The organism is Xanthomonas campestris pv. campestris str. ATCC 33913 (genome assembly GCF_000007145.1).
Taxonomy (GTDB): domain Bacteria; phylum Pseudomonadota; class Gammaproteobacteria; order Xanthomonadales; family Xanthomonadaceae; genus Xanthomonas; species Xanthomonas campestris.
Genome location: NC_003902.1, coordinates 3,800,997 through 3,816,380, shown reverse-complemented (window position 1 = coordinate 3,816,380; position 15,384 = coordinate 3,800,997). Strand labels below are relative to the sequence as shown.

The following is a 15,384-nucleotide window of genomic DNA, read 5'->3' as shown; positions in this document are numbered from 1 at the left end:
GCGCGCCAGCGCTGTAGCGCCACACCCGCGCCGACGCAAATTCAAGGCAAATGCGGCTCCAGATGCGGCGCCATCACTTGCGCAATCCAGTCCATGAACAGACGCACGCGCTGCGGTAGATGCCGGCGCTGCGCATACAGCAGCGTGACCGGCATCGGCTCCGGTGCCATCTGCGCCAACACCTCCACCAACACGCCACTGTCCAGATGCGCCTGCAGCGGGCTGGCTGGTGCCTGGATGATGCCCAGCCCCGCACGTGCGGCGGCAAGGTAGGCATCGCCGTTGTTCACCGTCACCGGGCCGCGCATCGGCAGCCAGTGGTACTGCGCACCGTCGTGGTATTCGAACCCGGGCGAGCGTTGGCCCAGCGTGGAGACGTAGTGCACCAGATCGTGCTGCGCCAGATCCTCAAGGGTCTGTGGCACGCCACGTTGCGCCAGGTACTGCGCGCTGGCCACGTTGATGATGCGCAGCACGCCCAGCGGCCGGCCGACCAGGCTGGTGTCTTCCACCGTGCCAACCCGCAGCACGCAATCGAAGCCCTCGCGCACCAGGTCCACGCGGCGATCGGTGCCGCTGATTTCGATCTCCAGCTGCGGATGCTGGGCGAGAAAGGCCGGCAGCGCGGGAATCACGAACTGCCGCGCGATGCCGGCCGACATGTCCACGCGCAGGCGCCCGCGCAACTGGCTGTGGTCGCGCTGGAACATGCCCTGCAATTCGTCCATGTCGTCGAGCAGATCGCGGCTGCGCTGGTAGAACGCGGTGCCGTCGGCGGTGAGTTGCACGCGGCGGGTGGTGCGATGCAGGAGCTGGGTGCCCAGCGAGGCTTCGAGCCGTTGCACGGCGGTGGAGACGCTGGCTTTGGGCAGGCCCAGCGTTTCGGCGGCACGGGTGAAGCTGCCGAGCTCGGCAACGCGCAGGAAGGCGCGGAGCGTGTCCATTGTGTCCATGGATTGGTCGCTGAGAGTGAACGGTGCAATCAGGATGTGGCGATTTATGTCATGCCGCAAGGCTAATAGCCTGCGTCCTGTCCATTCACTCGCGGAGCACGGCATGCACAGCACCACACCCATCACCCTGATCACCGGCGGCAGCCGCGGCCTGGGCCGCAACGCCGCACACGCACTGGCCGCCGCCGGCCACGACATCGTGCTGACCTATCACCGCCAGGCCGACGACGCGGCCGCAGCGGTGGCCCACATCCAGCAACTGGGCCGCCGCGCGCATGCGCTGCAACTCGATACCGCAGACGTGTCCACGTTTGCCGACTTTGCTGCGCGGCTCAAAGACGTGCTGGCCAGTTGGGAGCGGAACCAGTTCGATGCGCTGGTCAATAACGCCGGCACCGGCTTGCACGCGCCCATCGCCGACACCACCGCGGACCAATTCGATGCGCTGGTGAACATCCATCTGAAAGGGCCGTATTTCCTGACCCAGACCCTGTTGCCGTTGATTGCCGACGGCGGGCGCATTCTCAATGTCTCGAGTGGTCTGGCGCGTTTCGCGCTGCCGGGGTCTTCGGCCTACGCCATGATGAAGGGAGGCATCGAAGTGTTTACGCGTTACCTGGCCAAGGAGCTCGGCGCACGCGGTATTTCCGCCAACACCCTGGCGCCGGGCGCGATCGAAACCGACTTCAATGGCGGCAGCGTGCGCGACAACGCGCAGGTGAACGCGATGGTGGCCTCGGTCACCGCATTGGGCCGGCCGGGGCAGCCGGACGATATCGGCCCGGTGGTCGCCGCGCTACTTGCGCCCGGCACGGCGTGGATCAATGCGCAGCGGATCGAGGCATCCGGCGGCATGCTGATCTGAGGATCACTGCCGTGCCTTCACTGCGCTGATGTGCCCATGCTGCACATCGGCGCAGGTGGGGGCTAGCAGCGGCTTTAGGTGTTGAGTGATGGGGCCGAGCAGACGCTTCGAGCAGCGCAAAACGCATCGTCGCCCGGGGCCGCGATGCGCTCGATGATCTAGGCCACACATCACAATCCGGATTTGAAAGTGTCGCTCATCAGGTATCGCTCACGCCTGCGAGCCGCGCATTGAATCCGGGTGATTCTGCATCGCTGCGGCACAGTGCGCAGCAGCGATGCAATTCACTGCACTGATCATGCAACGCGGCCGTGACAGGCAATCACTGCAACGACTGATCACCATGCAGCACCGGGTAGGGATTCAGCGCCTCGCCCTTCCACCATTCGCGTTCCGCGCCGAGACGGTGAATCTCGAAATGCAGATGCGGTGCGGCGGGATCGGCATTGCCGGTGCTGCCGACGTAACCGATCAGCTGCCCGCGCTTGATCACCTGCTTTTCGGCCAAGCCGTCCGCATAGCGCTGCAGATGCGCGTAGTAGTAGCAGTACTTGCCGCCGGGCTCGAACTGGTAGACCGTCAGGCCACCGCGCTTGCTGTCGAACAATTTCTCCACGGTGCCGTTGGCCACCGCGAGCACCGGCGTGCCGGCCGGTGCCAGGATGTCGATTGCATCATGCACGCGGCCTTCGCTGCGTGCGTCGGTGAAGGTGTCCTGCAACTGGCTGCTGGTGATGCCTTGCACCGGGATCAGCAAGGCCACGTTGTTGCTTGCCGATGCCGATGCCTGCGCAGCGGACGGGCCACTGACCGGTGCAGCCATCGCGCTCGCTGCCTGTGCCGGCGCAGGTGCCGCCGCTAGCGGTGTGGCAGCAGTCATCGCCTCAGGTGCTGCTGATGCAGGCGCGCGTTGCGCAGCAGGCGCGGATGCCGTGGCCGCCGCCGCCGCCGCTGGCGATGCAGCCACAGGGTCGGTGGCGTGGCGCAGGTCCAGCCACCAATACCCCGCCGCACCGATCAGCACGCCCACGATCAGCATCATCAGCGTCTTCATGGCCTACTCCTGCATCACCACGGGCACCGAGGCGTCCACTACGCTGGCCAGGTTCACCACGTCCCAGTTGGTCAGGCGCACACAGCCATGCGATTCGGTCTTGCCCACATGGCCGGGTTCCGGCGTGCCGTGCAGGCCGTAATGCGGCTTGGACAGATCGATCCACACGCGGCCCACCGGGTTGTTCGGGCCCGGCGGCAGCGTGGCCTTGCCTTCGCCGGGCTTGGCATCCCAGAACAGTTTGGGGTTGTAGTGGAACTTGGGGTCGCGCGAAATGCCCAGGATCTTCCAGCGCCCGATCGGCAGCGGATCGTGCTTGCTGCCCGAAGACACCGGGAACTGCGCGTACACCTTGCCCTGCGCATCGAACAGCCGCAGCGTCGAATCGGATTTGTCGATGACCAGCTTGGCCGGCTTGCTCAGCGCAGGCACACCGTCCACGTTGGGCGCCTGGATAACGCTGCCGGCCTTGCTCAGGTCAACGCCGGGGTTGAGCTGGCGCAGCAGGTCCGGGTCAGCGTGGAAACGCTCGCCGAGCGCTTCTTCGATGGAGACATAGCCCAGCGCCGGCAACTTCGCCTGCTCGGCGGGGCGGTCGGGAATCGGCTGGAACGGGCCGGCCACGTCGGCATCGGTCAGCGTGTACTGCACCAGTGCTGGCGTGGTGTCGGCCTGCAAGGCCTGCCAGGTGGCGTCATCCAGCTCGCCGGTGACCTTGATGCGGTGCGCGGCCTGGAAACCGGAGATGGCGCGCTTCTGGTTCGAGCCGCGCTGGCCGTCGATCTGGCCGGGCGAAAAATGCGCGCGGTCCAGCAGCACCTGGGCGTGCAGGTCCGAACGTGGTCCGGTGCCTACCGTGGTCGGTGCGCTGATCGGTGCAGGTGCGGCGGCCGGCTGCTGGGCCTGCGCAACCGAGGACAGCGCCGCGCCCAGGGCCAGGGTCAACAAGCAGGCGCGAGCATGAAAACGTGAGGGCATGGGTGGTTCCAGAGAAGGCGTGCACGCACCTTGCCGCAGTGGGCTGCGTACCCGCCGTGAAATCCCTGCACCCGGAGTAACTGCCTAAATCACTGACGCCTGTGGCGCGCGCGCGCGGCAATGCGCCCGTTGCCCAGGCACTGCCGCCAAACAACGCGCGCTCAGGTTGATTGCCGCGATCAGTAACATGCACGCGCGACGCGCGGCGGCGCAGCTCTACATTTCCACACAGGCCATTGCTGTGGCCACGGCCCGCACAAAGACGGGAAGACCGGCGCTGCGTCTTCCCGTCGCCGCTTGGTCAATAGGTGTATCCCACCGTCAGCATGTACGCCCGCCCGGTCTGCACGTAGGCGCCGTCGGCACCGGGGTCGTAGGCCATGTAGCGTTTCGATGTGCCCTGCGTTTCGTAGAACGTTGCCGCATTGAGCAGGTTCTTCGCCGACACGCCCACATCGACATGGTGGGGCAGGTGATAGGTGGCGTTGAAATCCAGCGACTTCACCGGCTGCAGATAGTAGTTGAGCCGATCGGTGGTGAGCCCCAGCAATTGCAGGCCGGTGTAGTTGTAACTCAGGTCGGTACGCAGATGGCTATCGTCGTAAAACAGGTCCAGGTTGTAGATGCGCTCCGGCGCGCGCGGCAGCCAGGTCTTTTCCGGTTGGTCCGCCCGTTTGCTGTCGGCTGCGCTGTGCTGCAGGGTGAGATTGGCATTGATGCCGAAGTGGCTCCAGATGCCGGGTAATGCCAACAGCCGTTTGCTCGCCGCCAGTTCCAGGCCGTAGAGCGTGGCGGTGCCGCCGTTCTGCGGCATGGTCACCGGTACGCCGTTCTCGAAAGTGGTGCCGGTCGGCACCAGCCCGCCGAGCGTGTTGTCGTTGCTGGTCGCCGACTGCGAGGTGTAGATGAAACCGGTGATGCGCTTGTAGTAGGTCGATGCACTGAGCACGCCGCCGTCATGGTCGTAGAACTCGGCAGACAGATCGGCGTTGTCTGCCTTGCTTGGCTGCAGATCGGGATTGGGTTTGGAGATGCCGACCACGGTCTGGGTGTCGTCGATCGAATACACGGTTTCGCCGGAAATCAGCCCGAATGCCGGCCGGCTGAAACTGCGCCGCAGCGAGGCGCGATACACGGTGAGGTCGTCGGGCCGGTAATTGATGCTGATGCCGGGCAGAACCTGGCCATAGGTGCTGCCTGTCCCGACAAACTCGCCGGTGCTGCCATCGCCACGCGATTGCCAGGAATCTGCCGCGTAGCGAGTCAGTTCGTAGCGCACACCGGGCAACACGCTCACCGAGCCGATGTGCAGCGCCGCCATCGCATAGCCGGAATAGATTGCTTCGGTGCTGGCGGTGGTATTGGCGTTGTAATCGTTGGCGGTGTAGACGCCGGCGCCGGTGGGGTCGTTGAGGTACTTGTAGGGCAGCGCTTGGGCCAGCATCCAGTTGCGGTCCAGCAGCTTGAACGGCCCCGCGTAGTGGCCGTTGAAGGCGTTGCCGGTAATGCGTCCGGGGATGGCGCTCAGCGGCGGGCCACCGGCCGTGGGAAACGCATAATTGGGGCCACCGAAGTACGGGCCGTTGGTGACGAAGTTGCCATCCTTGTGGAAGAACGGATGGTCGTAGGCACCGCGGTCGGCGTGGTCGGCGGACAGGCCCAGTTTGACGCTGTCCAGCAGGTCGCCATCGACCTGGTAGGCGATATCGGTGTGTGCGTTGACGCGGTTGTCGTGGCTGCCGGCATCATGGCCCTGCACCTTCCACAGCAGCGACGCGTCCAGGTCGTAGAAGAACGCTTTCAACGCAGCGGAGCTGGGACCGATGCTCGGATACGTCGGGTCGCTCAGATCGAAGGCGAAGCTGCCCGGGGTAAAGCCGTACAGGCTCGCCGACACGTAATCCGGGCGGCTGCGGGTGCCGCGCCCGACAGAGGCGCCGTAGTCCACATGCAGGCGATCCAGCGTGGTCTTGCCGCCCAGTTGCAAGGTTGCCACTGTCTCGTCGATGTCGTGCGTGTTGAAGTAGCCGCCACGTACGGCAGTGGGTTGGTTGCGATAGGTTTCCAGGCGCGCGCTGGACTGGTCCTGCTGGCCGGTGACGCCGTAGCTGCCGTAGATGGCGCGTGCGTAGAGCGCACTGGTGTCGCCCTGCCAGTCGAGCGAGAGATTGCCGCCGTAGCGTTCGATCTGGCTGGTGTAGAGGCTGTACTTGTAGCGGGTGCTGATCAAAGGCCCGGCAGTACGCAGGTCGGTCGCATTGGCCAGCGCCGGATCGGCAGGCACGTATTTGCTGTTGGGCGCCGGCGCCTGCGCCATGTTGTTGTTCTTGCCGTAGTAGGCCGATGCGTAAACACCGAACGCATGGCCATCGCCAAATTTCCAGGCCAGTTCCTGCTGCAGCGTACCGCCGCTGTCCTTGCCGCCCAGCGTGGAGGCCAGCGCGTTGAACTGGCCTTGCGCGGTGGTCTTGGCGTAGAGGTCGCGATCGAAGTCGAAGGCATTGGGCGTGCGCATGTCGATCGCACCACCGATCGAATCGCCCGGCATGTCCGGGGTGGGCGATTTGGACACCTGGACCGACTGGATGCCGAACGGCGCCAGCATGTTCAACGAGATCGCGCGCGTTGAAGAGTCGGTCTCCGGCATGCCGACACCGTTGAGCGTGTAGGCGTTGTAGCTGGCATCCATGCCACGAATGCTCACATACGCATTCTCGCCGGTGGTGGCCTGGCCCAGGTGCATGTCGCTATACGCGGACAACCCTGGCATGTGCGCCACCACATCGGCAATGCCGCCCGAGGGAATGTCATCGATCTGCTGTTTGCTCATCACGCTGTTGACGCTGCTGGACAACCGTTGCTCGTCGAACGAGCCGGGTGTGGCGACGTGCTTGGCCTGCACGGTGACCGCATCCATCGTCGTGGTGCTGAGTACAGGCGTTTCGGCGAACACGGGTGCGGACAGTGCCAGCGCAATGGCGCAGCTCAGGCGGCGGGCGGAACGGGGATGCTGCATGCGGTAGCTCACAAGGTGGAGAACGAGAGGGCGCCCGGCCCGATCACGCGAGCACAGGCAGTGCATCGCCGACGCTGTCCATTGCGACCGATGACATGCCACTGCGGTATTACTGCCGGGCAGGCAGCGCCGGTCAGTGGGTGAGATCGACACCCTCGCAGTGCGCGCGCGGCAGCTGCGGTGCGCAGCGCGCAACCGCATCGCCATCGAAGCGCACCACATAGCCGTTGCGGGCCGGCTCGTGGGCAGGGAAGTCCGTGCTGAGCAATTGCGCCCCGGTGGCCAGCATGGCGTCGCGGCGGCGGTTGTCGCCGCGTGCAGGCTCTTTCAGATCGGCATCGGTGCGTGTGCGGACCAGGTAGCCGGCTTGCACCAGGCGGGTGATGTCCTCGGCGGGGCCGTCGTTGCGTTCGGTGAACGCGGCATCATCCTGCCCCGGCTCGGCGTTGGTGAAGCACACGCGGCCGCGTAGCGACGGGTGTCCCGGCAGATAGCTGGCGCCGGCCGCGCGTTGATCGAGCAGGAACACCACCTTGCCGCGCGTGGCGCGCAATGCTGGCCAACCGTGCGCCAGCACCGCGGCGTTGAGGGTGCGTGCAGTGCCGCGGACAGTATCCGGGCTCACGTACTCACCCGGTCGGAAGACTGAGCGCAGCTCGGCATCCAGCGCATCCATGGCTTTGCGATCGAAAGGCTCCGGCTGCACCGTGGGAAACGACAGCTGCACCGGTGACTGCTTGGTTTCCAGCAGGATGAAGATCGGCAGATGTCCCGGATGTTGCTGCGACCACGCGCGCACTTCCTGCAGGCAGGTCACCAGTGGCTGACAGGTGCTGCGTTGGTCCACGTCCTGCACATGCAACACCTTGAAGCCGGGCTTGTTCATGACGCCGGCGGGTGCGCTGGCCGGTGCCGGTGGCAGCCCGGCCTTGGCGATTTGTTCCACGATCGCCGGATGCGCATAGCGCCCGCCGTGCGCATCGGCAAACACATCCAGCTCCAGTTGCCTGACGCCGTCGTCCAACTGTTGTGTCAATGGCGGATGGCGATAGTCCAGCGTCGCGAACGCAGCGGGATCGTGTTGCTTCAACAACGTTGCTTCGCTGGGTGCGAAGCCGGCGTGGTAACTGTTATGGCTTCCGATGTACTGCAGATCGGTGAGCCGCGGCTCTGCCTGCGCCGCCACGCTGGCGAGCAGTAACACGCCAAGCACGGCTGTTTTCAGCCTGATTCTTCGCTTTGCGGGCAACCGCTTCGCTTCTGTGTCATTGCCTGCATTCGGGGCAGAAAACGCATCATGAAAAGAGTGCATGCAGCGGTGCCGGAAAGAAGGTGGTCGCCATCATCCCGGTCGCGCTTGACGCAATGCTTTCCACCGTGTGTCCGTCTTGCGTCAGCGGTCACACGGCCAGCGTCGATGCAGTCGCACTGTCAGGGCTGCGTCATCACTGCTGCCTGGTCTGCTGTAGCGCATAGGCCAGGAGCTTGGCCTGCACGCGGTCGCCCAGGCTGCGCGGTGTGGCCAGGTCCATGCGCTGCAGGCAGGCGGCATCACCTGCAGCGCGCGACAGCAGCGCGCGCATCAGTGTCGCTAATGCTGCGGTCTTTCCGGTGGTGGCGCTTTTGAGCCAGCCAAGCGCCGGCAACAGGCGTTGCTCGGTGTCGGTGAAGTCGCTGCCGAGTGGGTAGTCAGGCAGGCTGCCATCGCGGCGGAACGGAGCCAACGCCGCTTCCAGCGCCTGCGGCGTGTTGCGCTGCGCGCGTGCGGCCTGCTCAGGAACGTCCCGCAGTTTGCGTGACTGCCTTGCCTGGGCAAGTAACGCGGTCTGAAAGCGCGCATCGCAGATACCAGCCATTTCCAGCACGCAGTCCTGATCGGTCTTGTGGCGCAGATCGGCGATGCCGTATTCGGTGATGTAGAGATCGCGCAGATGGCGCGGGATGGTGGTGTGCCCGTAGTTCCAGCGCACGTTACTGGCAGCGTCCTTGCCCGACGCGCGGGTGGCACGCAACATCAAGACGCTGCGTGCCTGCGGCAGGGCGTGCGCCATCGCCACAAAGTTGTACTGCCCGCCCACGCCGGAGACCACGCGCCCATCTTCCAGGCCGTCGGAGACCGCCGCGCCCAGGGCGGTGGCCATCATGCACGAGTTGAAGAAACGCGCATCGCGGCGTTGCAGCCGCTCCAGCGCTTCATTGCCGCCGTAGAGCTGGTTGATCTCGCTGATGCGGCGCATGCCAATCGCACCGCGCAGCTGTGGGTCCAGCGCGCGCAGCCAGGCGTAGAACGCCGGCGAGCCAAGATAGAACGCGCCATGCAGGAATTCGCCTTCGTCCGCCAATCGCGCTGCATCGGCAGCGTCGGCGGTGCCGTCGGCCAGGCGCTGCATCAAGCCCAGATCGTCATGGACCTTGCGCCGGATCACACCGCTGTCCACCAGCTGTTTGAAGCCTTCGTTGAGCATTTCGCTGCAGCCGTACAGGCCGATCGTAAAGGGCTCCAGGCCGCCGCTGGCCTGCACTGACGGATGCGATGTCAGCGTTGGATCCAACGCCTGCAACACGCGCCGGTAGGTGGCGTTGTCGGTATGTCGCAACACCAGCGCGTGGCTGAGTGCATCGGCGAGCGTGCCGATGCCGATCTGCAACGTGCCGCCATCGCGAACCAGCGTGCTCGCATACAGGCCGATGGCGTAATCGATGCTGGTGACCGGCTGGCGCGGCAGCCCGAACAGTCGCGGTGACGGGCCGGGTATCTCCAGCACCAGGTCGAAGAACGATGCATCCACAGCCGCAGTGCCGCCGATCCACGGCAGCTCCGCATCCACTTCGGCCACCAGTAGCGGACGTGGCAAGCCAAGTGCGGCGACCGCATCCAGCGTGTCCTGGGTGATGTCGTTGTTGCACGACAGCGACAACCGCGTGCCACCGGGTTCGCGTGCAACTTTCTGCACGATCAGGTTCGGCGCGCGCTGCGCCACCGCAGCAGCGGCATGGGTGTAATTGAGGCTGGTGTAGTCGGCCTGCGCCTGGGTGGAGTGCAGCAGCCCGCCGGACTGCATGTAGAACTCTTCCACCTGCACATGCGCGGGCAAGGCATCGCGCAGCATGGCATCGACATAGGCCAGGCGCGGGAAGTCATCGCCGAAATGCCGCGAAATAAACGGCCCGGCAAAGCGCGCGGCCAGACCGCTGCCCGGCTTGGGCGGATTGAGCGACAACGCGGTGTACAGCGCAAGCGGACGCGATGGTTGGTCCACCACGTGCGCATACAGCGCATTCAAAAGCCGATGCGGTTTGCCGATGCCCAAGGGCGCGCCCACGCGCAGCGGGCCGTCGATGCGTTGCAGGATCCACGCCACCGTGGCGCTCAGATCGGTCAGATGTTCAGTCATCCAGCCAGGGTAGCCGAGCCGGATGCGGTGCGCCCGGTGATTTGCATTATGTGCCGGGCAAGCCAACCGATCAGGCTTGACAGGGTTTGAAATTACATGCGTAATCGAGAAAAATTACGGGTGTAATCGCACGGCGATCAGTGAGTCCGAAGCGATTGTGATGCAAGTGCTGTGGGAGCGTGCGCCGCGTACGGCCGAGGAGGTGGTGGCCGCCCTGGCCCACACCGGCTGGGCCGAGCCCACCATCAAGACCTTGCTCAACCGGTTGCTCAACAAGGGGGCGGTGGCGGCGCACAAGGATGGGCGCAAGTATCACTACGCGCCGGTGCTGCTGCGCGAGCACTGGGTGCAGCAGCAAAGCGAAGGACTGTTGCAGCGGGTATTCGGCGGCCGCGTCGCGCCGCTGGTGGCGCACTTCAGCGCGCGCGGCAAACTCAGCGCGTCCGATCTGGCAGAACTGAAACAGCTGATCAAGGACCTCGATGATGCTCACTGACCTGAGTGCATTCGCCTGGCGCGTTGCCGTGGCGACCACCATTGCCGTGATCGTGTGCCTGTTGCTGCGCCGGCCGGTGCGCGCGTGGCTAGGCGCGCCGGCGGCGTACGCGGTGTGGAGCTGCGTGCCGCTGGCGATCGTGGCGGCGGCGGTGCCCGGCCCACCTGCCGCCACTGCCGCGTTGTCGATGCCTCTGTTGCGCGCCCTGCCACAGCCGCATGGCACGCCCGTCCTCGCGCCTGGATGGGAAAGCGCGCTGGGCATTGCCTGGCTTGTGGGCGCCGTGGCAATGGCCGGGTGGCTGTGGTGGTGGCAGTCGCACTTTGTGCGCAGCCTCGGGCCACTCCGGGCGCAGGGCAACGCGGTGTGGTCGGCCGGTCATGACCGCGGCCTGCCGGCATCGCTCGGTGTGTGGCGGCCGCGCATCGTGGTGCCGGCCGACTTCGCCACGCGTTACAGCGGCGTGGAGCGTCAATTGATCGTGGCGCACGAGCGGCTGCATCTGCGCCGTGGCGATCTGCAGGCAAACCTGTTCGCCGCCGTGTTGCTATGCCTGGGCTGGTGCAATCCGCTGGTGCACCTGGCGTGGCGCGCATTCCGCCTGGATCAGGAGCTGGCCTGCGATGCCGGCGTGCTGGCACGGCATCCACGGTTACGCCGCCGCTATGCCGACGCCATGCTCAAGACCCACTTCGGGAGCGCTGGGGCGGCGACGGTGTGCCACTGGACCACGCCGCATGCGTTGGTGCAGCGAATCGCCGCATTGCGTGCGCTTGCCCCGCATGGCCGCACGGCCGGTGCAGCACTGCGCCAGTGGAACACGCCCTTGGTGATGCTGCTGGCGCTGCTGGCCAGCGCCGCTGCGTGGGCAGCGATTCCCACGCGCGCGCCTGCCGTCACGCACGCCGGATCAACGCCACGTCCGCCGGTGGATTACGCAACGTTGACGCCACCGCGATACCCGAAAGATGCGATGGATGCCAGGCTCGAGGGCAGTGTCGAATTGAAGATCCGCATGGATGCGAGTGGCGTGCCGCAACAGATCGTCATCCTGCGCAGCCAGCCTGCCGGTGTGTTCGATGCCGCGGTGCTCGCTGCCGCCAGGCAATGGCGCTTGGTACCCGACAAGGTGCACGGCAGGCCGGTGCCAACCACCGTAAGGGTGCCGGTGCAGTTTGCGTTGGACCCGCCCGACGAAGTCGCTGTACCACCAGGCACTGATGCGCCCGCTGCAGCGGGCGCGCAGCCTGCGCGCTGCGCCGCGTCCGCATGCGCCGCAAAGAAGGGCTGACAGATGCGGCAGTCTCTGGTCTATGTGGCAGTGATGCTCGTCGCGATCACCGGCTGCGCAAGCCGGCCCGTGCAGATCGCCGAACAGACCCAACGCGAAGCCTCGGTGGATCAGCGCATGCTGGCGGCGCAGCCGCCGGCAGAGGGTGCGGCTGCCGTTACCACCTATGTGCTGGCACCGACGCAGCGGTTTCGCATGCCGCGCGCATTGCGTAGTGACACTCCCCAATTGGCGCCCGATACCGCACGGACCAGCCTGCCGCCGACCACGGTGTGCGCGCACGTCATTCTCGACGCCAGCGGCACTGTGCAGCGTGTCGATCCGATGTCCGATCGTGACGCGTGCGCTGCCGGCTTGCTGCCAGCCAACGCAGATCTGCTGCAGGCAGTGCGTGCGACCGTGCAGCAGTGGCGGTTCGTGCCTGCGGCGCTGTGCGCTTTCGCTCCCGGTGTTGCGCAGCCGGCCGACATGGACGATTGCACCGGCGCCGAGCGCCAGGAGCCTGTCCCGGTGACGTTGTCGTTTGCCTTCACCTTCGAGATCCGGCAGGGCAAGGTCAGTGTGCAGACCGGCAAGGTCGGGCGCTGACGGCAAGCCGCTTCAACGCGGCTAGAGCATCTCCGGTGTGAACAGGCGCCGCCGCGATACCTCCGCGCCAGAGAGCATGAAACGCCCATCGCCACGGTAATGCACGGTCTTCGGTACCGCGGGCCGTGGCGCCACATGCGCGTGCACCACTTCCCACACAAACAGGTTGTGGCGGTTGATCTGCCGCCCGTCATGCAGGCGGCACTCGAAGCTGGCATAACACTCGGCGATGCCCGGTGCGTCCACCTGCGTGCTTGCCGCTGCAGTCAGCCCGAAGTGTGCGAACTTGTCGATCTGCGCACCAGTGCTGTTGCCGATCGCAACCACGGTGTCCAGAAGCTCGGCCGTCGGTAGGTTGATCACGCATTGCTTGCTGCGACGGACCAGTTCAAAACTGTGGTTGCCGCGCGCGATGCAGCACGCAATGAGCGAGGGTGAGAACTCCAGCACCATGTGCCATCCCAGGGTCATGATGTTGCGCTGGCCGCGGTGCGCCGAGCTCACCAGCAGCACCGGCCCCGGCTCGAGAAAACGGCGGACCTGGTCGACGGGAAAATCCTGCTTCTGATAGCGTTTCATGCGTGCTCCGCGTGATCTTCCCAATGCGCGCGTGGCGCGTTGGCTGTGCTAGTCCAGCACATGCACGCTGGAGGCAATGCGCTGCACTTCGTCGGGGTTGTGGCTGACATACAGCATCGGCAGGCCGATCTCGTCGCGCACGCGCTGCAGGTAGGGGATCAACTCCTCGCGTCGTGCCTGATCCAGGGCCGACAGCGGTTCATCGAACAACAGGATCGCCGGCTGCGACAGCAAGGCGCGGCCGATCGCCACGCGTTGCGCTTCGCCACCGGACAGATTGCGCGTGCGCCGCTGCAGCAACGGCGCAATCCCGAGCAAGGCCACCACATCGTCGAAACCGAAGCGCGCCGCAGCGCCTGCGTGGCGCCCGTAATCCAGGTTGCGGCGGACATCCAGGTGTGGAAACAGGCGCGCATCCTGAAACACATAACCGATGCGCCGGCGGTGGGTGGGCAGATCCACACCCTGCTGATGGTCGTACAGGCAACGCCCGTCGATACGGATATGTCCGGCCTGCGGGCGCACCAGCCCGGCGATCGCATTGAGCACGGTGGTCTTGCCCGCACCCGAGGCGCCGACCAGCGCCACCACGCGTTCGTCGTCCTGGATGACGATGCGTCGGTTGAACTGGCCACGTTGCAGCTGCAGATCGATATCCAGCATCAGACCTCCTCGCGCGGATGCGGCCGGCGCACCAGCCACTCGGACAGCAGCAGCGCGGCCAGCGAGATCGCCAGTGCCACGCCGGCCAGCCGCCACACGCCCGATTCCATGCCGGGCACCTGCATCAAGCCATAGATCGCCGACGACAGCGTCTGCGTTTCGCCAGGGATATTGGACACAAACGTGATTGTTGCGCCGAACTCGCCCAAGGCCTTGGCGAACGCCAGCACCACACCGGCCACCAGACCCGGCCAGGCCAGCGGCAGGGTGATGCTGAAGAACACCCGCCAGGGGCCGGCACCGAGCGTGGCGGCCGCCGCTTCCAGGCGGCGGTCGGTGGCTTCGATCGACAGCCGGATGGCCCGCACCATCAACGGGAAGCCCATCACCGCGCAGGCCAGCGCCGCGCCGGTCCAGCGGAACGCGAACTGGATGCCCAGGTGTTCAAGCAACCAGCTGCCGACCGGGCCCTGCGTCCCCAGCACCACCAGCAGCGCGTAACCGGTCACCACCGGCGGCATCACCAGCGGCAGGTGCAGCAGCGCGTCCAGCAGCGCCTTGCCCGGGAAGCGCCGCCGCGCCAGCAGCCAGCCGCAGGCGATGCCGGGCGGCAGGCTCGCCAACGCCGCCACGACCGCGACCTTGAGACTCAGGCCAATCGCGGTCAGCTCTTCCGGGGTGAACATCGCCACGCGGACTGCCTCAGTCCTTCAGCGAAAAACCGCGGCGCACGAAGATCGCCTTGGCGGGTGCACTGCCCAGCCACTGCACGAACGCCGCGGCCTTGGGATTGCGGCTGTTTTTCAGCGCTGCCACCGGGTAGACGATGGGGGCATGGCTGTCGGCGGGGAACGTGGCGACCACACGCACCTTGGGCTCGGCGCGGGCATCGGAGCCATACACGATGCCCAGCGGCGCCTCACCGCGCGACACCAGCATCAGCGCGGCACGCACGCTCTCGGACTCGGCCAGATGCGCACTGACACCCTCCCACTGGCTCAGCGCACGCAGCGCGGCGGCGGCGTACTTCCCGGCCGGCACACTCGCGGTCTGGCCCACTGCCAGGCGGCCGTCACTGCCCAATGCCTTGGCGATCGCGCCGGGCTGGCGCAGGTCCACGCGCACCTTGCTGGTTGCCGGCGCGATCAGCACCAGGGTGTTGCCGAGCAGGTTGCGGCGTTGCGCAGGCAGCACCTGCCCACGTTGCTGCAGATAGTCCATCCATTCCAGATCGGCGGAGAAGAACACGTCCGCCGGTGCGCCTTGTTCGATCTGTCGCGCAAGCGCGGAACTTGCGGCATAGGACACGCGGACCGGCGTGCCGGTCGCTTGTTCGTAAGCGGCCGCGGCCTCATCCATCGATTCCTTCAGGCTCTCCGCAGCGAACACCGTCAATGGCGCGGTCTGCGCGCTGGCAAGCACGGGCAGGGCGAGCAGCACGGCGCAAAGGGTGCGGCGCCAGAAACCGGTCATGCGCATCGGGAACTCCGGATGGGGGAAGCCCCC

Annotated in this window: 14 protein-coding genes; 4 read left to right on the top strand and 10 right to left on the bottom strand. The window is 66.0% G+C overall.

The window, feature by feature from the left end; all coding sequences use genetic code 11:
• Positions 1–41 precede the first annotated feature (41 nt).
• Positions 42–953 (bottom strand): LysR family transcriptional regulator, encoded by a 912-nt coding sequence (locus XCC_RS16675; protein ID WP_011038319.1) that lies wholly within the window; start codon positions 951–953, stop codon positions 42–44.
• Positions 954–1,056: 103 nt separating this feature from the next.
• Between XCC_RS16675 and XCC_RS16670 the strand changes: the two genes are divergently transcribed.
• Positions 1,057–1,818, top strand: coding sequence for an SDR family NAD(P)-dependent oxidoreductase (locus tag XCC_RS16670; protein WP_019237321.1), 762 nt, complete (start codon positions 1,057–1,059; stop codon positions 1,816–1,818).
• Positions 1,819–2,140: 322 nt separating this feature from the next.
• Here XCC_RS16670 and XCC_RS16665 read toward each other — a convergent pair whose 3' ends face one another.
• The 5 genes from XCC_RS16665 to XCC_RS16645 all read right to left on the bottom strand — a co-directional run bounded on the left by XCC_RS16665 (position 2,141) and on the right by XCC_RS16645 (position 10,261).
• The gene (locus XCC_RS16665; RefSeq protein ID WP_011038317.1) at positions 2,141–2,872 is read right to left on the bottom strand and encodes a M23 family metallopeptidase; all 732 of its coding nucleotides are present in this window, start codon (positions 2,870–2,872) and stop codon (positions 2,141–2,143) included.
• A 3-nt stretch (positions 2,873–2,875) separates the two neighbouring features.
• A complete protein-coding gene (locus XCC_RS16660) occupies positions 2,876–3,850 on the bottom strand; it encodes a L,D-transpeptidase family protein (protein ID WP_011038316.1) in 975 nt (324 codons plus the stop codon).
• Between the two features lie 301 nt (positions 3,851–4,151).
• Positions 4,152–6,866, bottom strand: coding sequence for a TonB-dependent receptor (locus tag XCC_RS16655; RefSeq protein WP_011038315.1), 2,715 nt, complete (start codon positions 6,864–6,866; stop codon positions 4,152–4,154).
• 133 nt (positions 6,867–6,999) lie between these two features.
• The gene (locus XCC_RS16650) at positions 7,000–8,178 is read right to left on the bottom strand and encodes a phosphatidylinositol-specific phospholipase C1-like protein (protein ID WP_011038314.1); all 1,179 of its coding nucleotides are present in this window, start codon (positions 8,176–8,178) and stop codon (positions 7,000–7,002) included.
• Between the two features lie 133 nt (positions 8,179–8,311).
• Complete coding sequence (locus XCC_RS16645) at positions 8,312–10,261, bottom strand: acetyl-CoA hydrolase/transferase C-terminal domain-containing protein (protein ID WP_019237318.1); 1,950 nt, start codon at positions 10,259–10,261, stop codon at positions 8,312–8,314.
• A 160-nt stretch (positions 10,262–10,421) separates the two neighbouring features.
• Here XCC_RS16645 and XCC_RS16640 point away from each other — a divergent pair, with 160 nt between their 5' ends.
• The 3 genes from XCC_RS16640 to XCC_RS16630 are packed head-to-tail and all read left to right on the top strand — an operon-like array spanning position 10,422 to position 12,636.
• Positions 10,422–10,757, top strand: a complete 336-nt coding sequence (locus tag XCC_RS16640; protein WP_043877716.1) for a BlaI/MecI/CopY family transcriptional regulator — start codon at positions 10,422–10,424, stop codon at positions 10,755–10,757.
• On the top strand, positions 10,747–12,048 hold the full coding sequence (locus tag XCC_RS16635) for a TonB family protein (protein WP_011038311.1): 1,302 nt from the start codon (positions 10,747–10,749) through the stop codon (positions 12,046–12,048). Before XCC_RS16640 ends, XCC_RS16635 begins: the two co-directional genes overlap by 11 nt.
• A 3-nt stretch (positions 12,049–12,051) precedes the next feature.
• The gene (locus tag XCC_RS16630) at positions 12,052–12,636 is read left to right on the top strand and encodes a hypothetical protein (protein ID WP_011038310.1); all 585 of its coding nucleotides are present in this window, start codon (positions 12,052–12,054) and stop codon (positions 12,634–12,636) included.
• A 21-nt stretch (positions 12,637–12,657) separates the two neighbouring features.
• On the opposite strand, the gene XCC_RS16625 is transcribed toward XCC_RS16630, so the two are convergent.
• Genes XCC_RS16625 through modA form a run of 4 tightly spaced genes read right to left on the bottom strand, consistent with a single transcriptional unit; the run spans position 12,658 to position 15,357 of the window.
• Positions 12,658–13,215, bottom strand: a complete 558-nt coding sequence (locus tag XCC_RS16625; RefSeq protein WP_019237316.1) for a flavin reductase family protein — start codon at positions 13,213–13,215, stop codon at positions 12,658–12,660.
• Positions 13,216–13,263: 48 nt separating this feature from the next.
• Entirely contained in the window at positions 13,264–13,878 is a 615-nt protein-coding gene (gene modC, locus XCC_RS16620) for a molybdenum ABC transporter ATP-binding protein (RefSeq protein ID WP_011038308.1), read from the bottom strand.
• The gene (gene modB, locus XCC_RS16615; protein WP_029628866.1) at positions 13,878–14,564 is read right to left on the bottom strand and encodes a molybdate ABC transporter permease subunit; all 687 of its coding nucleotides are present in this window, start codon (positions 14,562–14,564) and stop codon (positions 13,878–13,880) included. The genes modC and modB overlap by 1 nt, the downstream gene beginning before the upstream one ends.
• Positions 14,565–14,580: 16 nt before the next feature.
• On the bottom strand, positions 14,581–15,357 hold the full coding sequence (gene modA / locus XCC_RS16610; protein ID WP_011038306.1) for a molybdate ABC transporter substrate-binding protein: 777 nt from the start codon (positions 15,355–15,357) through the stop codon (positions 14,581–14,583).
• Positions 15,358–15,384: the final 27 nt, after the last annotated feature.